This window comes from Corynebacterium tapiri (genome assembly GCF_006334925.1).
Classification (GTDB): Bacteria; Actinomycetota; Actinomycetes; order Mycobacteriales; family Mycobacteriaceae; genus Corynebacterium; species Corynebacterium tapiri.
In genome coordinates this window covers 1-19,229 of sequence record NZ_VDHJ01000009.1, presented here as the reverse complement: position 1 = coordinate 19,229, position 19,229 = coordinate 1, and the positions used below count along the sequence as shown (strand labels likewise).

21 protein-coding genes are annotated in these 19,229 nt (G+C 61.1%); 15 read left to right on the top strand and 6 right to left on the bottom strand.

The annotated features are described in order from the left end of the window. Positions 1 to 5: 5 nt before the first annotated feature. Together FHE74_RS07145 and FHE74_RS07140 are read left to right on the top strand one after the other, a co-directional pair. Positions 6 to 1,703 (top strand): DUF885 domain-containing protein, encoded by a 1,698-nt coding sequence (locus FHE74_RS07145; RefSeq protein ID WP_425456334.1) that lies wholly within the window; start codon positions 6 to 8, stop codon positions 1,701 to 1,703. Beyond that, positions 1,700 to 2,023, top strand: a complete 324-nt coding sequence (locus FHE74_RS07140; RefSeq protein WP_139465818.1) for a YciI family protein — start codon at positions 1,700 to 1,702, stop codon at positions 2,021 to 2,023. The genes FHE74_RS07145 and FHE74_RS07140 overlap by 4 nt, the downstream gene beginning before the upstream one ends. Here FHE74_RS07140 and FHE74_RS07135 read toward each other — a convergent pair. Continuing rightward, positions 2,020 to 3,057 carry an AbrB family transcriptional regulator gene (locus FHE74_RS07135; RefSeq protein ID WP_139465817.1) on the bottom strand — a complete coding sequence of 346 codons (1,038 nt, stop codon included), beginning with the start codon at positions 3,055 to 3,057 and terminating at the stop codon, positions 2,020 to 2,022. The two genes, FHE74_RS07140 and FHE74_RS07135, sit on opposite strands and share 4 nt — an antisense overlap. Before the next feature lie 25 nt (positions 3,058 to 3,082). Here FHE74_RS07135 and FHE74_RS07130 point away from each other — a divergent pair, with 25 nt between their 5' ends. Further along, a complete protein-coding gene (locus tag FHE74_RS07130) occupies positions 3,083 to 3,841 on the top strand; it encodes a TSUP family transporter (protein ID WP_139465816.1) in 759 nt (252 codons plus the stop codon). On the opposite strand, the gene FHE74_RS07125 is transcribed toward FHE74_RS07130, so the two are convergent. Continuing rightward, positions 3,824 to 6,094 (bottom strand): ATP-dependent RNA helicase, encoded by a 2,271-nt coding sequence (locus tag FHE74_RS07125; protein WP_139465815.1) that lies wholly within the window; start codon positions 6,092 to 6,094, stop codon positions 3,824 to 3,826. The genes FHE74_RS07130 and FHE74_RS07125 overlap by 18 nt on opposite strands. Beyond that, positions 6,078 to 6,695, bottom strand: a complete 618-nt coding sequence (locus tag FHE74_RS07120) for a sugar O-acetyltransferase (RefSeq protein ID WP_246049222.1) — start codon at positions 6,693 to 6,695, stop codon at positions 6,078 to 6,080. The genes FHE74_RS07125 and FHE74_RS07120 overlap by 17 nt, the downstream gene beginning before the upstream one ends. 44 nt (positions 6,696 to 6,739) lie before the next feature. Here FHE74_RS07120 and FHE74_RS07115 point away from each other — a divergent pair, with 44 nt between their 5' ends. After that, the gene (locus tag FHE74_RS07115; RefSeq protein ID WP_139465814.1) at positions 6,740 to 7,402 is read left to right on the top strand and encodes an alpha-ketoglutarate-dependent dioxygenase AlkB family protein; all 663 of its coding nucleotides are present in this window, start codon (positions 6,740 to 6,742) and stop codon (positions 7,400 to 7,402) included. Between the two features lie 133 nt (positions 7,403 to 7,535). Here FHE74_RS07115 and FHE74_RS07110 read toward each other — a convergent pair whose 3' ends face one another. From FHE74_RS07110 to FHE74_RS07100, 3 genes are all read right to left on the bottom strand, one after another. Then, the gene (locus tag FHE74_RS07110; RefSeq protein WP_425456333.1) at positions 7,536 to 8,489 is read right to left on the bottom strand and encodes a restriction endonuclease; all 954 of its coding nucleotides are present in this window, start codon (positions 8,487 to 8,489) and stop codon (positions 7,536 to 7,538) included. 202 nt (positions 8,490 to 8,691) lie between these two features. Continuing rightward, positions 8,692 to 9,420, bottom strand: a complete 729-nt coding sequence (locus FHE74_RS07105) for a class F sortase (RefSeq protein ID WP_139465813.1) — start codon at positions 9,418 to 9,420, stop codon at positions 8,692 to 8,694. Between the two features lie 95 nt (positions 9,421 to 9,515). After that, positions 9,516 to 11,468, bottom strand: coding sequence for a Cys-Gln thioester bond-forming surface protein (locus FHE74_RS07100; RefSeq protein WP_180339710.1), 1,953 nt, complete (start codon positions 11,466 to 11,468; stop codon positions 9,516 to 9,518). Between the two features lie 525 nt (positions 11,469 to 11,993). On the opposite strand from FHE74_RS07100, the gene FHE74_RS07095 reads away from it, so the two are divergent. The 11 genes from FHE74_RS07095 to FHE74_RS07045 form a co-directional block, all read left to right on the top strand. Next, positions 11,994 to 12,710, top strand: a complete 717-nt coding sequence (locus FHE74_RS07095; protein ID WP_139465811.1) for an SDR family NAD(P)-dependent oxidoreductase — start codon at positions 11,994 to 11,996, stop codon at positions 12,708 to 12,710. 18 nt (positions 12,711 to 12,728) lie between these two features. Beyond that, entirely contained in the window at positions 12,729 to 13,352 is a 624-nt protein-coding gene (locus FHE74_RS07090; protein ID WP_139465810.1) for a LysE family translocator, read from the top strand. A 10-nt stretch (positions 13,353 to 13,362) separates the two neighbouring features. Further along, positions 13,363 to 13,647 (top strand): RNA-binding S4 domain-containing protein, encoded by a 285-nt coding sequence (locus FHE74_RS07085; protein WP_139465809.1) that lies wholly within the window; start codon positions 13,363 to 13,365, stop codon positions 13,645 to 13,647. 3 nt (positions 13,648 to 13,650) lie between these two features. Continuing rightward, positions 13,651 to 14,427 carry a VOC family protein gene (locus tag FHE74_RS07080; RefSeq protein WP_139465808.1) on the top strand — a complete coding sequence of 259 codons (777 nt, stop codon included), beginning with the start codon at positions 13,651 to 13,653 and terminating at the stop codon, positions 14,425 to 14,427. Continuing rightward, the gene (locus FHE74_RS07075) at positions 14,427 to 14,699 is read left to right on the top strand and encodes an MGMT family protein (protein WP_139465807.1); all 273 of its coding nucleotides are present in this window, start codon (positions 14,427 to 14,429) and stop codon (positions 14,697 to 14,699) included. Before FHE74_RS07080 ends, FHE74_RS07075 begins: the two co-directional genes overlap by 1 nt. 8 nt (positions 14,700 to 14,707) lie before the next feature. Then, complete coding sequence (locus FHE74_RS07070; protein WP_246049221.1) at positions 14,708 to 15,028, top strand: DMT family transporter; 321 nt, start codon at positions 14,708 to 14,710, stop codon at positions 15,026 to 15,028. Continuing rightward, positions 15,025 to 15,345: a DMT family transporter gene (locus FHE74_RS07065; RefSeq protein WP_139465805.1), complete on the top strand. Its 321-nt coding sequence runs from the start codon at positions 15,025 to 15,027 to the stop codon at positions 15,343 to 15,345. The genes FHE74_RS07070 and FHE74_RS07065 overlap by 4 nt, the downstream gene beginning before the upstream one ends. A 93-nt stretch (positions 15,346 to 15,438) precedes the next feature. Beyond that, complete coding sequence (locus FHE74_RS07060; RefSeq protein WP_139465804.1) at positions 15,439 to 16,416, top strand: zinc-binding dehydrogenase; 978 nt, start codon at positions 15,439 to 15,441, stop codon at positions 16,414 to 16,416. A gap of 777 nt (positions 16,417 to 17,193) precedes the next feature. After that, the gene (locus FHE74_RS07055; RefSeq protein ID WP_139465803.1) at positions 17,194 to 17,733 is read left to right on the top strand and encodes a hypothetical protein; all 540 of its coding nucleotides are present in this window, start codon (positions 17,194 to 17,196) and stop codon (positions 17,731 to 17,733) included. A 307-nt stretch (positions 17,734 to 18,040) separates the two neighbouring features. Next, positions 18,041 to 18,685: a hypothetical protein gene (locus tag FHE74_RS07050; RefSeq protein WP_139465802.1), complete on the top strand. Its 645-nt coding sequence runs from the start codon at positions 18,041 to 18,043 to the stop codon at positions 18,683 to 18,685. 260 nt (positions 18,686 to 18,945) lie between these two features. Continuing rightward, on the top strand, positions 18,946 to 19,229 hold a 284-nt coding region (locus FHE74_RS07045), incomplete at its 3' end, for a replication initiation protein (RefSeq protein WP_246049220.1).

The window sequence follows — 19,229 nt, the reverse complement described above, 5'->3', positions numbered from 1 at the left end:
CCGATATGAGTTCCGAGTTTATGGACGACAACCCCGAGCTGGGACAAGCTTGGGAAGCTGGTCGTCTGCCATCGCTTCTCGACGCGACCTGTGAGGGCTATGTCCACGACATGGCCAAGTTGAGTCCCACCTCCGCTACTGCCTGGGGGATCGAGGGATACGATGGCGAACTCGAAGACTTCTCGGTGGATTACTGGGACTCCCTGGCGGAACGTTCGCGTGAGATGATCGCCGACGTTGATGCCCTCAACGACGGCACCGACGACTGCGACGACGAGGACGACTTCGACGAGGTCGACCACGTCACCGCCGCTGTGCTGCTCGATCGTCTGGGCCTGGAGGTGGACCTCCACCACCGTGGCGAATACCTGCGACTGCTGAACAACATCGCCTCGCCGGTGCAGACCATTCGCGACTCCCTCACCCTTCTGCCCTCGGACACCGCGGAGCAGAAGGATGCGCTGCGCTCGCGCCTGTCCAAGGTGCCGGCTGCCCTTGCTGGCTACCGTGAGTCTCTGACCGAGGCCGCGTCCCAGGGCCAGGTTGCTCCGCACCGACAGATCGACGCGGTCATCGACCAGTGTGAGACCTTGGCCGATACCGGCTCCCTCCTCGAGGACCTGGGCGTAGACCCGGAGGGCACCGAGGTGGAAAAGGCCAAGGAGGCCTTCGCCTCGCTGGCCGACTGGCTCTCCACCGACCTGGCCAGCCACGCTCCGCACGAGGACGCAGTCGGGCGCAGCCGTTATGAGCTGCTGTCTCAGTACTGGGTAGGCGACGCCGTGGACCTCGACGAGGCCTACGAGTGGGGCCTGGAGCGCCTGCGCACCATCATCGCCGAGCAGGAGGCCATCGCCCACGAGCTCTACGGGCAGGATTGCTCGGTGCGCAGCGCCTACCGCAAGCTCAACCAGGAGGAGCGCTACACCCTTAACGGCACGGATGAGCTGCGCGAATGGATGCAGGGCGTGGCCGATGAGACCATCGCTAAGCTCAACGGCACCGAGTTCGACATTCCCGAGCCCATCCAGGAAATCCGCGCGCGCATCGACCCGGCCGGCTCCGGCGGAATCTTCTACACCCCGCCGGCCGACGGATTCTCCCGTCCTGGCCAGATGTGGTGGTCCGTGCCTCCGGGACAGACCACCTTCCACACCTGGCAGGAGCTAACCACCGTCTTCCACGAGTCCGTTCCGGGGCATCACCTGCAGCTCGGCCAGGCCATGTGCGAGCCCGACCTTAACCTGTGGCGCCGTGTGGCCTGCTGGAACTCCGGCCACGGCGAGGGCTGGGCGCTCTACGCTGAATCCCTCATGGACGAGTTGGGTTACTTCTCTGACCTAGGTAACCGCATGGGTTACCTGGATTCCCAGCGCCTGCGCGCTGCGCGTGTGGTCCTGGATATCGGCGTTCACCTGCAGAAGAAGGTCCCCGAGGGCACCGGAATCTGGGATGGCTCGTATGCCAAGAGTTTCCTGCGCGAGAACACCGCCATGGATGAGGCGAACCTGGCCTTCGAGCTGGATCGCTACCTGGGCTGGCCCGGTCAGGCGCCCTCCTACGCCCTGGGGCAGCGCCTCTGGGAGAGCACGCGCGAAGAGGCACTGGCGCAGGGGATGACCGCCCGCCAGTTCCATGCCCAGGCCCTCTCCTTGGGCAGCGTTCCCATGTCGGTGCTGCGCGCTGAGGTTCTGCATTCATGACCCAGTTCATGCTCGCGGTGGTCTACGACCCGGCAGACGATGCCCCCGCCGGCTCCTATGAGGCCGTCGCTGCGTTCAACGCGGATCTGCAGGAATCCGGGCGCTTCGTCTACGCCTGCGGGTTGATGCCACCGTCGGAGGCCGTTGCTGCCCTGCCCGAGGGGGTGCTTGGCGACGGCCCGGTGCGCACCGCCGGCCCTCAACTCGGAGGTTTCTGGGTGGTGGAGGCAACCACCCGGTCTGAGGCGGAGGCACTCGCGGTGCGGGCGGCCTCGGCGTGCGCGCGACCCATTGAGCTGCGCGAAGTGCAGGGCGCCTAGCCCAGGCGCTTGAGCAGCGGCTTGAGGTATCCAGCGAGAAGAAGCACGCTGACCAGGCGAATGAGTTGGACTGCCACGACTTCGTGCCCGGCACCGCCCTCTGCTCCCAGGGCTAGCACGGTCTCTAAGGCACCCGGGCTGGTGGCTAGGTAGGCCTCGAAGTAGGAGATGCTCAGCCAGTGGGTGAGCGGCCACGCTGAGGCGGCACATGCTGCAATGATGACCACGATGAAGATCACGGTGGTGAGCAGATTATCGGCGTACTCTTTGAGCGCGCGTAGCGAGAGCGAACCACCGCAGACCCAGCCGATGGACATCAGCGCCAACACACGCAGAACCATTGGAGGCACGAGGTTGAGCGAGCTAGGCAGTAGCAGAGAGACCAGGACGGTGAGCACGAGCGGCCCGAAGACCGACGGCACGGGCATGCGCAGTGACCGGGCGACATAGCCACCGCCTGACGCGATGGCAAGCACCACCGGAACCATGAACCAATGGTGCTGCACCGGGTGAGACATCTGCGAGTTCCCAGCGCCTGCTGGATCCATGAGCAGGTGTGCGACCAGCGGGAGTGACAGCGACACCGCTAAGAGGCGCAGGTATTGAGCCAGGGCGACATAGCGCACGTCAGCTCCCACATCGGAAGCGATGGCGGGCATGACGGAGGCCCCGCCTGCCAGCATGGACAACACGCCGGATTCCCGGCTTATCGAGGCCTGTGAGCGCGCCAGTAGCAACCCGCCCAGCACACCAATGCCTACGGTGATGGCGGTGGCAAACAACCCCGCGGGCACGACGCGCACCAGGGAGAGCACCGGGACGCCTACCAAAGGCAACGCGGCCAGTATGCCCACGATCCCGCGCCCGAAGGTGTACACGTGTTTGTTGACGGAGAGCTCTTCACCCGTCGTCAAGGCGACGGCTCCGGAGACAAGGATGGCTCCTAATATCCAGGCAGCGGGCACGTGCAAACGATCGAGGAGGTATCCCATAAGTGCGGATCCCGGGGCGACGATGAACCAGCGCAGAGCCATAATGCCCCTAGTTTAGGATGTGGTTATGGAGCCGCTGACCCTCGTACTTCTCGTTGGCGGAGCAGTGGCAGCTGGATGGGTGGATGCGGTCATCGGAGGGGGAGGACTCATCCTCATCCCGCTGATCCTGGCGAGCTTTCCGCACTTGGCGCCTGCGACCGCGCTGGGCACGAACAAGGTGGCCGGGGTGATGGGAACCTCGGCGGCGGCCGTGACCATGCTGCGCCGGATTCGTCCGAATCCCTACGTGGTGGGTTCCTATCTTCCGATTGCGCTGCTCGCAGCCGGAGCTGGGGCTGGGTGCGCGAGCCTGCTGAGCGCGGAGGTGATGCGCCCCGTCATCATCGTGTTAATGCTGGCAGTAGGCGTATTTGTCGCTTGCCGTCCGAGCTTTGGGGCTCAGGAGGCGCAGCGCGTGGTCACCCCACGCCGGATCGTTCTGGCGGGCATCGCCGTAGCGGTCGTCGGATTTTACGACGGAATCTTCGGTCCTGGCACCGGCATGTTCCTCATCATGGCATTTACCGTGGTTTTCTCCCAGAGCTTTGTGGAGTCGGCGGTGATGGCCAAGCTCATCAACGTTTCCACCAACCTCGGAGCCTTGGTTGTTTTTGCTGCCGGCGGGCACGTCTGGCTCACCCTTGGGTTGGCGTTGGCCGTGGCCAACATGGTGGGGGCCTACCTGGGCGCCCGCACGGTGCTCGGGGGCGGGGCCCGGTTGGTGCGCTACGCGGTGCTCACCGTGGTCGTGGTGATGTCTACCTACCTAATTTTCCAGGGCTAGCGGGTCCTCCGGCCACGAGTGCTTGGGGTAGCGCCCGCGCATGTCTTTGCGCACGCCCTGGTAAGGCCCGGCAAAGAAGCTCGCCAGGTCGTCGGTCACGGCCAGCGGTCTGCCGGCGGGCGAGAGTAGGTGGAACTGCACCGGGCGATCGCCAATCACGGGGGAAGCAGTCAGCCCAAAACAGTCCTGCAGCTTGGTGCTTACTACGGGGCGGCCGGTTTCGTAACTAATGCGGGCCCGCCGGCCCGAGGGCAGATCCAGATGAGTCGGCGCCAGAGCGTCCAGGTGGGCGGCCTCCGGCCAGGGCAGAGCGCGCTGGAGGGCAGGGTAGACGTCGATAGCCGAGAGCGCCTTACCCCGAGCCAGCGCGTCGAGCTCCACGCTGAGATCGATCGTCGCAGGATCCGGCCAGGGGCTGCCCACTGTGGTGTGCAGGAAGCGCAAACGTTCAAACAGCTGCCGAGCCTTCTCACCGAGCGTAAAGTCCTCCAACGTCACCTGCCCGCGCAGGGCCTCGGCGGCGTGCGCGGGATCGACCTGCACCGGGGTAGAGCTGAGCTCGATGGCACCCAACCGGCGAATCCGGCGCCCGCGGATCTTGCCCGCGTCCAGCGTGGCCTGCACCTGCTCGGTCACCCCCAGAATCTCCTCGGCGTCCTCCTGCGTCAGGCGAGCAGCCGCCCGAATGGTGGCGTGTTGTCCGGTACGCGAGGCTTCCGCGATTGCCAGCCAGGACGCGCCGTTAAGGCCCATATCGCCAGGCAGCCGGGCGCGCGTGCCGCTGGCCAGCAGGTAATCTTCCCCGCTGAGCTTGGCGATCTGCCCCGGGTACGCCGTCGCCGTCACCCGCGCAATATCGACGCTTGTCGACGCCGCGGCCAACCTCTCGAGTCGCTTCTTCTGCTGGTTATCCGGGCGCAGGCGGGTGAGATCACCGCGTGGGGAATCCGCCAGTACCGCGATTGCTCCGGCCGCCCCGCTGCCCAGTTTCTCCAGGGCGTGGCCGAGCTGGGGAGGCAGGGGCAGGGAGGCGATCCGGCGACCATGCTCGGTGATATGGCCATCGGCATCAACGGCCCCAATGCGCATGAGCGTGGTCTCGGCGTCAGCGATGGCCGACGGAGCCGGTGCACTGGGAAGGGGAAGGCCTTCCCCGCGTGGGGTCCCCCACGCTGCTAGCTGCAGGCAAGCATCGGTGAGGTCGGCTGTGGCGATCTCCGGGGTTATGTGCGGCTGCAGGCGGCGATAGTCGGCCTCGGAGTAGGCGCGAATGACCCGGCCGGGCCCCTCACGCCCCGCGCGTCCGGCTCGCTGATCCACCGTGGAGCGAGCCGCCGACAGCGTGACCAGGCCGCTCATTCCGCGGGCGGAGTCGCGCCGGGGTACGCGGGAGAGACCGGAATCCACCACGGTGCGCACGCCCGGGACGGTCAGGGAGGACTCGGCCAGGGAGGTCGAGACCACAATGCGGGGGTGCTGGGATGGAGCCAGTGCCGCGTCCTGTTCGGTGTTGCTGAGCTGGCCGTGAAGAGGCAGTCCAGCGCATGCAGCGGCCACGTGCTCGACCTCGCGCGCACCGGGGACGAAGACCAGGACGGATTCGTCATAACGCTGCCGGGCCTGGGCAGCCAGATTTGCTAGGTGATCCAGGAATTCTCGGGAGCACTCTGCTCTACCCGGATGAGGCGAGTAGGTCACGTCGACGGGGTGGGTGACGGCGGGCGTGCTGAGCACGGAGGCGTCGATAAGCTCGGCGAAGAAGGCCGCGTCGACGGTAGCGGACATGGCGAGGAGGCGGAAGTCATCGCGTAGCTGGGCGATTTCGGCGCACATGGCCAGCACGAGATCGGTATCGACTTGGCGCTCGTGCACCTCGTCGATGATCACGGCGGATACTCCCGCCAGCTCCGGGTCGTTTAGCAGGCGACGCAGCAAAACGCCCGGGGTGACAAACTCGACTTTGCTGCCTGGGCGCGTATCACCCCGCACTGCATAACCCACCGCTGCAGGCTCGCCGCTCAGATGTGAGAGCCTGCGCGCGGCAGCCCGAACGGCCACGCGACGCGGTGCGGTCACGATGACTTTGCCGGGAACCTCGTTGGCCACAGCCGGAGGAACAAGCGTGGTCTTACCGGTTCCGGGAGGTGCCTCGACCACCACGTTTCCGCTGCGCAGAAGGTCAGGTAGCTGGTCGATGACCCCGGCGACGGGCAGACCGCGGCCGATGGTGGTGAGGTTAAAAATCGATGTCATTGCGCTCGAGAGGGGCGTCGACAAGCGAACGAAGGATGCGACCGGGAACCCCAGCGACGAGGCTGTCATCGGGAACGTCTTTAGTAACAACGGTGCCGGCGGCGATGACGCAGCGGTCCCCAATGGTGACCCCGGGCATGACGTGGACGGAGGAACCGAACCAGCAGTCGTCGCCGATCGTGATGGGTTTGGCCAGCTCCCAGCCGACCATGCGCATCTCTACGTCGTTGACAGGGTGGCCCACCGTGATGAGCTCACAGTTGGGGCCGAAAAGGCTGCGGGCGCCGACGGTGACGGGGGCCGAGTCCAGGATGGTCATGCCTGCATTGACAAAGCAGCCCGGGCCGAAGCGGGTGTTGCAGCCGTATTCGATCCATACGGGGCTCCACCACTCCGGTACCTCGGAACCTTCGGCGAGCACTTGGCCGAGCAGCTCCCAGGCGCGGGGGAGGTCGGTATTAGCCAGCTCGTTAACCTGCTTGAGCAGTGGGCGGACGTGGTCGTGCTGTGCCTCCTGTTCCGGTCCGCCCGGCAGGTACCACTGGCCAGAAGTCATGCGCTCGAACGTGTAATACTTCGGGTCAGTGCTGTGAATATCCATGCCCACCATTGTGCGTGATCGCGAGTCGAAGGAGGGGAGACGCCATGCTCTTTCATTCCCTCGACCGCCCTGCTCGGCAGATTCAGCCCGGAGTTGCGCACCTGCCCAATTGGCTCAACGCTTCCACGCAGGCAGCGCTGGTGACCGAGGCGCGCGAGATTGCCCGATCTGTTGCGGGCACCGAGCTGGCGATGAAGCGGCCCTGGGTGCGCGGCGGGCAGATGAGCGCCTACATCCTCTCGCTGGGGCAGCACTGGCATGGTCGCGGGTACGTGCAGAGCCTGGGCGGCCAGCGCGTACCGCCGATTCCCGAGTCCCTGGTCACGCTCGCGCGCCGGGCTGTGCGAGAGGCTGCCGGGGTGGCGACTGAGTTAGTGCCTTGGGCTGGGGATTTTGATCCCGACGTGGCACTGATCAACTACTATCCGCCCGGTTCCGCCATGGGAATGCACGTGGATGCGCATGAGGAGTCGAGCGCGCCGATCGTGAGTTTTTCGCTTGGCGACGAAGCCCTCTTCCGGATCGGAAGCGACGAAGCACCCCGTGGTCCGTGGTCCGATCTGACCTTGCTGAGCGGGGATGTGGTGGTATTCGGCGGGCCGGCGCGCCGGGCCTATCACGGGGTGGTGGCGGTGCGCGAGGGGACAGGACCAGAGTTCACGGGCTTGAGCGAGGGCCGGATCAACATCACGGTGCGGCAGATGTGAGGTTGGTTTACGCAGGCTCACCCACTACTGGCGTCCAGGACATGAAAACGGAGATGGGCCATCCATTATCCAGAATTAATTCCCCCTGTCTGATTTGCAAAAAGGGGTATACATCGAGCTACTGGATGCTTGTTTAGAAGTTCGCCTTTTCGAATTTATCGAACCACTCCGGGTCGACAGTGGGACGGAGCTGCACGCCAGACTCGCCATCTATACGAATGAGCTCAGCCAATCGATCTCCACCAATGAGATCTACGGTAGGCACGGTGGAGGTTGCTGCCTTGCGTGCGGGCTTTGTAAAACGGCTAAGGGTGACGATGATGGCGCGTTCAGCACCCTTGGTTTGGGCATCACGCTGGAACAATGCGACTGTTTCACGTCCGATGGGTTTCCCCTCTGGTGCGTAGCGCTTAATTTGAACGGCTACACGGGAGGACAAGACAGGGCTCAAAGGCGCAGTGCCAATCGCGTCGACCCCTTCATCCCCAGACATCCCGGTGTGCTGAAGTTGGAGCCCTTGGCGGCGCAGTAGATAAATAATGAACTTTTCGAAGCCTTCGGGCGAGAGCTGATGGAGACGCGTGAGGAGCTGACTCTTCCAATCGTCGTCTTGAGTTTCTTCGTTGGAAGCCGACAGGATGTCGCCATCGGGTACATCCTCGGTGAGTTCGGTGGTATCAGGGGCGTTTTCTAGTTCCTTTTGCTTCCGCTTTGCACGGTACGCTTCGCGATCAAGATCTTTAACGCTGGCGAAAGCCTGATCAGCAGGAAGCTTGATTAATTCCTCGCCAACTTCGGTAAGTAGATACATCCCCTTGGCAGGTTGTTCGAGGGCCCCAATGCGCTTGGCGGTGGAACGCCCCCAGCCAAGTCGGCTGATCAAAACGGAAACATGCGGGCGTTTTGGGAAAAATACTTGAAGGAGTGCATCAGCGTTGGGGAGGTGCTCCAGGACTTCTTCGACGATCTCTTGGGTTTTTGCCGATCCGCCAAGACTGTCGACTGCCCTAAGAATGGGCAAGACTAGTTGCTGATGGGTTGGCATACCCTGCTCGGTAAATGAGGTGTTGCTTTCGTTGGTTTCCACGCAGCAATTATCCCAAACGACGCACGTGAATACTCCTAAGGGGCGAAGCATCCCCTAAAAACTGAGGGAATGAATCCCGTTCCATGCCTCCCGGGTTTCATGACTGAAACCGTTTCGGGAGATTCAATATCTTGTGGGGAAATGGAGATTGGTCACCTGGTCACGGGAGCCGGAACCACCACCGTGCGGCAGCTGCGAGCATCTACGCAGGCTCAGCAACAACGAAGATGTTGTCCTCGTAGCCGAGAGGCCCGCCCACGAACTTTCCGCCACAGGTGATGAGCACGATTCGGTTCGGCCCGGTCGCGTCGTTCACCTCAGCGGGGAGAGCGCCGCCCTTGGGTACGTGGGAGGAGGCCTTGGTCACCTTGAAAATGCGCGGCTGTCCGTTGACGGTGATAGAGAACTTCGTGCCTATGTCCATGTGGGTAAACCGGTTGGCAAACCCGGTGCCTTGGGCAGCGTCGTTGACATGCCCGGTAATGACGCTTGTCCCGGGCTGATCGGCTCCCGGGATTGTCGATTCCGCATACCAACCCACTCGCTGAATATCTTCAGGCGGTACGAGAGCACCCTCGTCGGTAAGCCCAAGCGCATCAATGGGGGCAGTTACGCCATCCACTGAAATTGCAGTAACGCCCCTATCACTCGCAGCTGTCACGGGGATGGGGAGATTTTCCTGCGCTCCGGTGTGATCAACGAATGCCGGCTGCTCGGGCTGCACAGGAAGAGCAGGAGCGATCGGCGCGGAAGAAGTTGCACTAGGTGTTTCGGAACGGGGGCTCGCGACGTCGCTAGGCGAATCGGTCATGGTGCGCCCGACCAGGAACACCAAAACTACAGCGAGGACGGTACAGGCCGCCGCAGCCAGCCACCACAGACGGGCGTATCGACGTGCTTCTGGCCGTGAAGTTTCATGATGCTGTGTCATTGGAGATTCTTTCTAAGTTTCAACTCTTGGGCCATAAATGACCTAGGCCGCCTCACCAAAGCGAGGCGGCCTTGACCCTTTTTCAGAACGAGCGACTACCCGATGTAGGCAGGTACGTTCTGGCCAGCGGTCAGGGAACCGGACGGCACGGACTTAATAGTCTGACGCCCAGAGCCGGAGTTCTCCGGCTGCGGTTGGTTCACCTTCGAGCTAGTGCCACCCTGCTCCTTCTTGGAGCTGGAGTTGTTCTGGTTGTTCGAGCTCGAGGAGTGGGACTCGTTGGAGTTAGAGCTGCCCGAGTGGCCGAACAGGTATCCCAACACCGGAATTGCACCAATCAGCGGGATGAGGGGCACGATCGAGGACATCCACGGGGTAGATCCACCCGGCACCTCTGCTGGCTTCTCCGATACGTGCACCATTTGATCACGGTCCGAGGCATCGGCATGGCGAGCAATCAGGTTCTCGCCCTCGGCAGACGGGTTGCCCTGAGCGTTTACCTCAGACGAAACCAGATCCTCAAACACCACAGCGGACTGGTTCATGGCCAGCTTTTCCTGCAGGGGAATGTCCACCACAACGTAGCCAGACACGGATCCATTCTGGTGGTGGGTCTTGGCAAGCATGTCCACGCTGGTGAACGTCTTGGATCCAGTGCCTAAAACCTTCTCGGTATCCGTGGTCGAACGGGCAGAAGCCTTCAGCTGGTACTCCGCTTCGGCATGGATGTTGTCTACAAAGACCAGGTCATGGATCGTCTGCTGCGCACCCTCGTCGACAGTCTTCACTGCGCCACGAGTTGCCTCGTTGACCTGAGAAGCGTCGGAATCAGCAGTCAGCGTGCTCCAAGCGTCATTCCACGCAGCGTGAGTACGCAGACCCGGCGTCAGCATGTACCGCTCTTGTTTGGGCTTCTCAGGGGCATGCACGATCTGATCTCGATCAGACGGGTCAGCGTGGTTGAGGACCACCTGGTCCCCGACCTTTAGCGTCTCAAACACCACTCCAGGTTCACCCTGGAGCTTCTTTCCACCGGAGATCTTGACCACGGCGTAGCCAGACACGGAACCATCGCCATTACGCGTCAGCCCAATGAGCTCGTCGGTATTCACCTTGGTGGAACCGGTGCCGAGGACTTCCTCGGGGGCTGCGTGGCGACGCAGAGATCCCTCCAAGGTGTAGTCAGCACCCGCCATGATGTGGTCGAGGTGAACCAGGTCGTACACGTCATCGGTCTGGTCAGCCTCAACCGTCTTTTCGACCTTCTGCGTAGCTGCGGCGATCTCGTCAGCGGTGGAGTTAACCCCCAGGTGGGACCACGGGTTGTTCCAGCCGGCAGTCGTGTTCATCGAGGCCGGGGTGATCTTGATCTCGCGGTCAGCGGCAATCACCGTCTGCTGGTGGTTGTAAGTACCCCGATCGTCGACCAGGGGAGGCGTGAGGATGATCGCGCTCTGTACCGATTCCAGTTCCTCAGGAGTTGCGTTGGCAGTGTCCTTGAGTAGTCCGTCGTAGACGTCAAAGACGCGCTGAGACAAGTCCAGGCTGGGATCCAGGTTGAAGTTATCCGAGATCGTCCAAATGGCTGCCTGCGTAGCGGTAACAGCCTCTTCCTGGGTCAAGCCAATCGCGTTGTACTTGGCAGCCAATTGCTCCAAGGCAACGTTGGGGTAGGAATTCAGAACGAGCCAGGAGACCTGTTGACGTGCCTTGTTAGCACCAGGGTTACTGTTGCTGAGGTTGTTCTCACCGGGGAACTGGTCCCAACCCTGGAGGCGAGACGTCCCCATACCGGCGACTTGCTGGTCATCGATGGGAACGTAGTACTCGATGCAGTACCCGCCGAAAGGCTTTCCGCCAATCTCCATCCCGAACAGGACTGGTGAAACTTCGAAACCATTGACAGTGCCAATAGGAGAACCAATCACAGTGTTACCAGTGAACGTTACGGCCTGTCCCCGCAGGGAATCGGCCCGGGCCACCCCATTCATTGAGGCAGAAGTAATTGCCAGAATAAAGGTCAGCAAAGTGACCAATACTCTACGCATGGTTTTCCCCATCATTTTCCTTTCACGATCGGGAAGTAAAGACAAAACTGCCGAGCGCAAGCGCTTCCCGAACTAACTGTGGTGGCCCTGGGCAAACGCTGCGCTGCGGTGCCATGATCTTAAATAGCGATATCGCGGGCTCCAATTGCATTCGGGTTTAATTATTGGTTCAGGTTCCTGGCAATTAGTCGTAAAGGTGTGAATTAGCTGGGGACGTACACGGAGGGGGATAAAAGTTGCGCTGTGGCTTATGGGACGTTTGTTGGTAGAAAAATTAAAAACTTGCTGGATAACAACTAGATGTTTGGGGAGTGTCGTCTGGGTGGTTCTAATTTCAAACATTCAATGGTGAAAAATGCAGAATTTAACCGATAGGTGAACCGGTATTAAGTGGCGGGCAAAAAGTGAGGAACAACACGGGTTCATGCATTAGAACTTTTGGTTTCTTTGGGCCGTGCCGGGCGTGTAGCAAGAGGAAAACAAGCGCAACATCGTCGAGAAGCGACCCCACTTAAACTGGCCACCATGACCAAAGTTGCAGTGATCACGGGTGCATCCAGTGGAATCGGCGCGGCGGCAGCGCGTGCGCTAGCCGGCGATGGCTTCCAGGTCATCCTGGGAGCGCGCCGCTTGTCCAAGCTCCAAGAAGTTGCCCAGGAATGCGGGGAAAACGCCCAAGCCCTCGAGCTCGACGTCACCGACGACGTCTCGGTTAAGGCCTTCGTGGAACAAATAAAGCGCTGCGACGTCCTGGTCAACAACGCCGGTGGCGCCAAGGGCCTAGACCCGCTCACCGAGACCACGATCGAGCAGTGGGAGTGGATGTACCAGACCAATGTGCTGGGCACCGTGCGCATGACCCAGGCACTGCTGCCTAAGCTGCGCGCCAGCGGCGACGGGTTGATCATCAACCTCGGATCCAAGGCAGCACTCGACCCTTACGTCGGCGGCTCTGGGTACAACGCGGCCAAGTTCGGTCTCAAGGCGCTGACTCGCGTGACCCGACTCGAGGAAATCGAGGCCGGTCATCCTGTGCGCGTCACCGAGATCGATCCGGGACGGGTGGCCACGGACTTCTCGCTCGTGCGGTTCGACGGCGATGAGCAGCGCGCCGCAGCCGTCTACGCCGACAAGCTCAACCTGACCGCCGAAGATGTGGCCGAGGCGATCCGCTGGGTGGCTAGCTTGCCGGCGCATATGAACGTGGACACGATGAATCTTATGCCCCGCGACCAGGCCTAATTCGCCTACCCTCAAACCGTGTCTGTTGCATCACTCGGCGCCCTGATCGTCACTTGGCTCGCGGCCCTGGCCTCGCCGGGGCCGGATTTGGTGCAGATTGTGCGGGTCGGGTCCCGCTCCCAACGCGCCGGCCTGGCCTGTGCGGTCGGGATCATGACGGGCAATTTCGGCTGGGCAGTGCTGTCTCTTGCTGGCCTGGCAGCCCTCATGAAGACGTACCCGCCCTTGCTCGGAGCATTACAACTGTGTGGCGGTGCGTACCTGATGTGGTTGGGGTGGGCGTCGATACGCGCCAGCGGAGCTGCCCCAGAAACCCGCAGCGAGGCGATCTCCGTGTCCCCGGGCAAGGCCTGGCGCATTGGGCTATCCACCAATCTGGCCAACCCCAAGGCCATCCTGTTCTTCGGGGCGATCTTTGCGCAGTTTGTGCAGCCGGGGATGGGGTGGCAGTGGTCGGCCGTCGTCCTGGTGATCCTGGTGAGCATCGGCTTGGCCTGGTTCTGCGGAGTAGCGATGGCGGTGGGCTCGATGGCGAGCTTTCTTGCTCGTCACGCCCGCGTGATCGATACGGTCACCGGTCTGCTGTTCCTGGCGCTGGGTGTGTGGATGCTCGTCTCGGGGGCGCGCGTACTGCTCGGCTAAGGTGGCACACATGACGCAACGCGTGCCCATTTCTGGGGAAGACATCAAGCTCGGCCAGTTCCTCAAGCTCGCCAACCTGGTGGAATCCGGTGGTCAGGCCAAGGAAGCCATTGCTTCTGCGGAGGTCACCGTGGACGGGGAAGCCTCCACCCAGCGCGGTCTGACGCTGCGCCCCGGGCAGATCGTCTGCCTGGGCGGACAGTGCGTTGAGGTAGCTGGCCCGGAGGAGGATGACTTCTTCGACGAGGCCACCGCCAACGACGACTTCGACCCCGAAAAGTGGAGGAACCTCTAAACCATGCCCGCTTTCGAGGCTATCGCCGGGATGCCGTACTGGATCGACTTGCGCACCACCGATGTGGCCAAGTCGCGTTACTTCTACTCCCACCTGCTGGGCTGGGAGATCTCGCAGGAGCCCTACGCCATCGCGCGTAAAGATGGCCTGCCCGTCGCCGGCATCCTGCCCGCCGAGAACGCCAACACCTGGGTCACGCACTTTCTCACCCACGACATCGAGCAGTCTCTGCGCGACGTGGTTACCGCCGGTGGCCGCGATCTCACCTCGCCGTTAAGCGCCACGCTGGGCACGATCGCACTGGCCAGCGATAGCGCCGGAGCAGTGTTCGGTTTGATTCAGCCCGCGGGTGAGGACGCCTTCGTCGCCGCCGGCGAGCCCGGCACGGTGGTGTGGCACGATTACAGCGCTACCAGCGGCTTTGCCCAGGCCCAGGAGTTCTACGGCGAGCTGTTTTCCTGGACCGTCGCCGAATCTGACGGTTTTGCTACCGCGCTTATCGACGGCTCCGCTTTCGCCGGGCTACGCGATGCTTCGGCCGCATTTGGTCCGGACGTGGATAACTTCTGGCAGTCCTTCATCGGTGTGTCCGATGTGGATGATGCCTGCCGCCGCGCTGCCGAGCTGGGCGGTGAGGTGGTCCGCGCCCCGCTGGATACCGAGTTCGGGCGCCTGGCCATCATCGCCGATTCCACCGGCGCGGTGGTGACCCTATGCGAGGTGGACGAGCCGGTCGACGAGTCGGCGCAGCACGAATCGGACGATCTGTTTCACCTTTAATGCCTGACGACCATCTCGCGCTGAGTGATCTGGCGGAACGGGTTCTTGCCGTTATCGATCGCCTGGAAAGCGACCAGGTGATGACCTACGGCGAAGTGGCCCAGGAGTGCGGCACCAGCGCCCGGGCGGTGGGAACCATCATGCGCAATCACGGCCACCTTGTTGAGTGGTGGCGCGTGGTGCATGCGGATGGGCGGGGACATCCGGGTGCAGAGAAGTTCTGGGACAACAACGGAATCAAGCATGCAAAGGGGCGTGTGGATTGGGCGTAAAAGGCTGGTTGGCCGTCGCGATCGCCTGCGAGGTGGCGGCGACGCTGAGCCTGAAGGCCGCGCTGTACTTCCCGGTGTTCTACGTGATCGTGGGGGCGGGGTACTTAAGCGCCTTCGTCTGCCTTGATCGCGTATTGCGCCTGGGTATGCCCATCGGTGTGGCCTACGGACTCTGGGGAGCGATTGGCGTGGTGGCTACCGCGGTGTTGTCCTGGTTGTTCTTTGGAGAGGCACTCTCGTGGACCATGGCGGCGGGAATCGTCCTGATTGTGGTCGGCGTGCTGTGCATCGAACTCGGGGGACGTGGACTGAAGGAGAAACGCGAATGAGCTGGCTGTTTCTGCTTATAGCGATCGCCTTCGAGGTCTGCGGCACCATGAGCCTGCGCCTGGCCTCTGCTGGTCAGCGCTGGCTCTACCTCGCGGTGGCGGCGGGTTACGTGCTTTCTTACGTGTGTCTTTCCCAGTCGCTGAGCCACGGCATGGGACTCGGGGTGGCTTATGGAATCTGGACCGCGGTGGGCGTGGCCGCGACCGCGATTCTGGGCAAAGTGCTGTTCAAAGAGCCCCTGACCTGGGTGATGAGCCTGGGAATCGTCCTGATCATGATCGGCGTGGTGGTCGTCGAGGTTGGTGCAGCGCACTAGGGCTAAGGGAGTGCTCGGAATATTTAGATGCATAGGGCGGTTATGTATCTCTGACATTGCGAAAGCTCACTACACGCACCAGGAGGCCAACCTATGCGCACCATCATGCACGACACCTTTGGTAAGCCCGAAGAGGTGCTCTACGTAGATAACCAGGAGATTCCGGAGCCGGAACAGGGACAGGTTCGACTCAAGGTGGTACTGTCCTCGATCCACAATCACGACCTGGAGACCATCCGTGGCCGCTACGGCTTCGTCCCGCCGCTGCCGGCACATGCGGGTACGGAGGCCGTGGGCATCGTCGATAAGCTCGGCGCCGGAGTCGAGGGCCTGTCCGAGGGGCAGCGCGTCGTCAGCGGCGGCTCCTTCGGCGTGTGGTCCGAGTACGCCGTGGTGGATGCCGCCAAGCTCATCCCGGTTCCGGACGCCTTGCCGGACGAGGTTGCTGCCCAGCTCGTGGCCATGCCGTTTAGTGCCATCAGCCTTCTGGACTCCCTGAACCTGGAGTCTGGCGACTGGCTCATCCTCAATGCAGCAAACGGCGCAGTGGGTCGTATCGCATCCCAGCTCGCCCAGGGCCGCGGAATCAACGTGGTGGGATTGGTGCGTCGCGACGCCGCCATTGACGAGCTGGCCGAGCACGGTGTGACCAAGGTGGTCTCCACCGAGGGCGAGAACTGGCGCGAGCGCGTCCAAGAGATCACCGGTGGTGCACCGATCAAGGCCGGCCTGGACTCTGTGGGTGGCCAGGCGACAGCGGATCTGGTCTCGCTGCTGGGCGATGGCGGCACGCTCGTGGCCTTCGGTGCCATGAACGACGCCACCCTCTCGGTCCCCGTGCAGGACGTGCTTTTCCGAGGTGTGAGCCTGCGCGGCTTCTGGGGTAGCAAGGTCAACGCCGAGATGACTGCCGAGAAGCGCGCCGAGCTCTTTGGCGAACTCATCGCGCGCATCAGTGACGGCACCGTGACCCTGCCGGTGGCAGGCACCTTTGATGTGGACAACATCCGTGAGGCAGTAGAGGCCTGCAAGCAGGCTGGTCGCAACGGTAAGGTGCTGCTTTCCTTCTAGCTGCGTCCGGGGCGGGTTTTAACCCTGCCCTGGCGGTCTATTTTTTTGCCTGCACAAGCGTGTTTATTGGCTTGCTGATCTAATCCAGGAGGTACGCACCATGATGGGGCATACCTCCGGTGAGACCACGCAGTGCACACCGTTTACCTCGGGAGAACTGATTAATTTGGTCAAAGCACGCCGTGAGACCAGTTCTTTAGAGCCGGTGACCGCGTAAACCAGTCACCGGGAAACTGCGTATTCACTATGAATGTGGATGAATTTCTACGCACGACCTTGTTCGGGGTGTAGTTGGCTCCACACGGTCCGGTGTTAGCAACGAGGATGGTGGCGTTCTCGATATGGATGTCTGCAACGTGCCAGGCCTAGCGTGTTTTCGACGAGAACTTTACGGAGTAGTCGAGGGATGCTCGCATTAGGAACATCACGTAAGAATCCTGTGATGCGTCGTTGAATAGGTTCATCGAGCCTGCGAAACGCTTTTGTTGCTCGGGACCTGAAGCTAAATGCTCCAGGCCTCACTCTGCCTCGCGTTCGTCTAACGACGTTTTGCCAAACTCACCCCGGAGAGCGCCCTCAACTTCTGTTTCCAAGGTGACGATGTACTCCAACTCAGCCAGGTGCGCATCGAGTGCATGTCGGAGGCAGAATGGTCCAGAGTGCCCGGTTCTCGTGCTAATGCGTCGAAGAAGGTGTTGTCCTTAAATATTGATACCCCTGCGTCCCCACTACACGGGCATGATCCGCAGCCAATTTGCATCAAGGAGACATCTCCCTATGAAAATCAGACGCCCGCTTGCTACAGCCACGTCTATACTTGGCTGCTTGGTCTCATTATCAGCACTGACGGCGTGCGGGAATCTTCTCAACGTTGATTCGGTCGGTTCTTCTGCTCTTACCCAGGATTCCCAGGGGAACGTGTTCTTGTTGGTGAACGCGTGTGGGCGCGGGGTAACAAAGATTAATGCTGAACTCGGTTCCAATTCTTCCGAGAATGGGTGGCAAGAATTAGACCAGCAGGAATTTGATACTCCGAAGCGAGGGAAGTTCACCGTGGATCTTCCACAGCTGAGTGAGGCGCTTAAACAGCCACGAAATGAGGATCTCTACATCCGAGTCACTGTGGATGTAAATAAAAGGCCACATGAATACCTCAAGGTCCTTGGCCAGGCCTATCTTGCAGGCCCTGCTCTTCCAGCTGATATGTTCCAAGAAGCTAAACCGGGTTCCCTCATGAAGGGGTATAGCCCAGAATCGCCAGGTAAACCGTCGGATTCTTTCGTCACTCAAGAAGACATAGACACCTGCCGGGTCTAATTCATCGGGACTCCAACGTCGTTAAAACAGAATCTCTCTGGACAGTTGAGTCCTTGAGGAACAACCCGAGGATCCAACTAATCTAAACCAGACCGTGAAAACAGGCATATGGCAAGCGAATAAAACGTCTGACGCCTACTGTCGGTGTATGTCTATAACAACCCCGTGTTCGCTGAAAGACTCAATGTTTCGGCCTATGCTGGGAGGATGAATGCAGGTCTGTCGAGCTGCCTATGGCTCGCCCAATGGTGTAGTGCCTTCGTCCAAGGCGCTTAGGGGGTCGTGCGCATATGCTAAGGCAGCAAGCATGCGCTTACGGACATTTAACAACGAGGTCAACATGCCATTTGGTGCCACTATTTCGCCCCGCCGCAAAATAGCAGCCGTCGCCCTAGCGATCATGACCGTGATCCCAGTGTCGGGGTGTGGATACTTTTCTGGGTGGATTGAGAAGGCCGAAACGTCCCCCTCAGGCAATACTGCAGTGTCTCTCGATGACTCCGGGGCGATAACAGTTCATATGGTTGCCTGTGACATCCAGGTCGAATCCATTGAAATAAATATTGAATCAGACACACCGGGAAAACCTCTTACTGAGCGTATTGACCTCGACGAACCAGCAGGTGGATATATCGCTAAAACACTCCCGCGTTCAACCTCTCATGAACCTCCCGTGTTGGACATCATCATGAATGATCCGCAGCAGCAGTTCTGGATCGCTCCGATTACCTACAAGGTAGATTCAGACGAAAAACGCTTCGTGCCGTGGATATACGGTTTGACGATGTCAGAATTGGAGAAATATCCACGCGGTTCGCTCATCGATCAAAAGTATGTGCCTCCATCTGAGGCTCGAACCCCAGGGGAAGTGCGTGTCAAGGAAGAAGTGTCTCTCGATCAGTTCAAGCACGGGGAATCATCCACCAGGCCTGAAAATTGCCACGTGGACTAAGGGGAACTGAAAACCATAGTAAATGGGCCTAGCCGCCCGGCCAGCGCAGAGCAGTAGGTCCCACACGGGACGTTGTCACACAACGAGTGCCCGGCATCGTAGAGGTGTCGGGCACTCGTTGCGTTAAGGCGCCTTTTGCACTAGAGGTTCTGTGGTGTTGGTGAATACCTGCACCCACGTGTGTTGCCACTCGGCTTGTCCCGAAGCGGGATACTGGTGGACTGGAGGACACCCCAGCAGGTTCCACAGACCGCGACGCGTTGCTTGCCCATCTCGGGCGCGAGGCACTGCACGCCAGCAAAAACCGCGACTTCTCCAGCGCCTACTACCTCGACGACACCGGCACTCGTTGCCCGCGTTTGTACCGCGTGGACTCCGTGGCTCTGGCCAAGTGCCAGTACGTCACCCTGACGAATAAGCAATACGCCGCTGTCTTGGTCATCGACATCGACCAACCCGGTGAACACGGGGGCCACCCCGCCAACCTGGCCGCTAGTGTGCGAGAAAAGTTTGCGAGCCTGATCGCCCGCAATATCGGCCCCTC

Bases quoted from the DNA above. Each gene is read 5' to 3' on its own strand.
- FHE74_RS07145 (WP_425456334.1), top strand. From the start codon at position 6: ATGAGTTCCGAGTTTATGGACGACAACCCCGAGCTGGGACAAGCTTGG.
- FHE74_RS07140 (WP_139465818.1), top strand. From the start codon at position 1,700: ATGACCCAGTTCATGCTCGCGGTGGTCTACGACCCGGCAGACGATGCC.
- FHE74_RS07135 (WP_139465817.1), bottom strand. From the start codon at position 3,057: ATGGCTCTGCGCTGGTTCATCGTCGCCCCGGGATCCGCACTTATGGGA.
- FHE74_RS07130 (WP_139465816.1), top strand. From the start codon at position 3,083: ATGGAGCCGCTGACCCTCGTACTTCTCGTTGGCGGAGCAGTGGCAGCT.
- FHE74_RS07125 (WP_139465815.1), bottom strand. From the start codon at position 6,094: ATGACATCGATTTTTAACCTCACCACCATCGGCCGCGGTCTGCCCGTC.
- FHE74_RS07120 (WP_246049222.1), bottom strand. From the start codon at position 6,695: ATGGATATTCACAGCACTGACCCGAAGTATTACACGTTCGAGCGCATG.
- FHE74_RS07115 (WP_139465814.1), top strand. From the start codon at position 6,740: ATGCTCTTTCATTCCCTCGACCGCCCTGCTCGGCAGATTCAGCCCGGA.
- FHE74_RS07105 (WP_139465813.1), bottom strand. From the start codon at position 9,420: ATGACACAGCATCATGAAACTTCACGGCCAGAAGCACGTCGATACGCC.
- FHE74_RS07100 (WP_180339710.1), bottom strand. From the start codon at position 11,468: ATGCGTAGAGTATTGGTCACTTTGCTGACCTTTATTCTGGCAATTACT.
- FHE74_RS07095 (WP_139465811.1), top strand. From the start codon at position 11,994: ATGACCAAAGTTGCAGTGATCACGGGTGCATCCAGTGGAATCGGCGCG.
- FHE74_RS07085 (WP_139465809.1), top strand. From the start codon at position 13,363: ATGACGCAACGCGTGCCCATTTCTGGGGAAGACATCAAGCTCGGCCAG.
- FHE74_RS07080 (WP_139465808.1), top strand. From the start codon at position 13,651: ATGCCCGCTTTCGAGGCTATCGCCGGGATGCCGTACTGGATCGACTTG.
- FHE74_RS07075 (WP_139465807.1), top strand. From the start codon at position 14,427: ATGCCTGACGACCATCTCGCGCTGAGTGATCTGGCGGAACGGGTTCTT.
- FHE74_RS07065 (WP_139465805.1), top strand. From the start codon at position 15,025: ATGAGCTGGCTGTTTCTGCTTATAGCGATCGCCTTCGAGGTCTGCGGC.
- FHE74_RS07060 (WP_139465804.1), top strand. From the start codon at position 15,439: ATGCGCACCATCATGCACGACACCTTTGGTAAGCCCGAAGAGGTGCTC.
- FHE74_RS07055 (WP_139465803.1), top strand. From the start codon at position 17,194: ATGAAAATCAGACGCCCGCTTGCTACAGCCACGTCTATACTTGGCTGC.
- FHE74_RS07050 (WP_139465802.1), top strand. From the start codon at position 18,041: ATGCGCTTACGGACATTTAACAACGAGGTCAACATGCCATTTGGTGCC.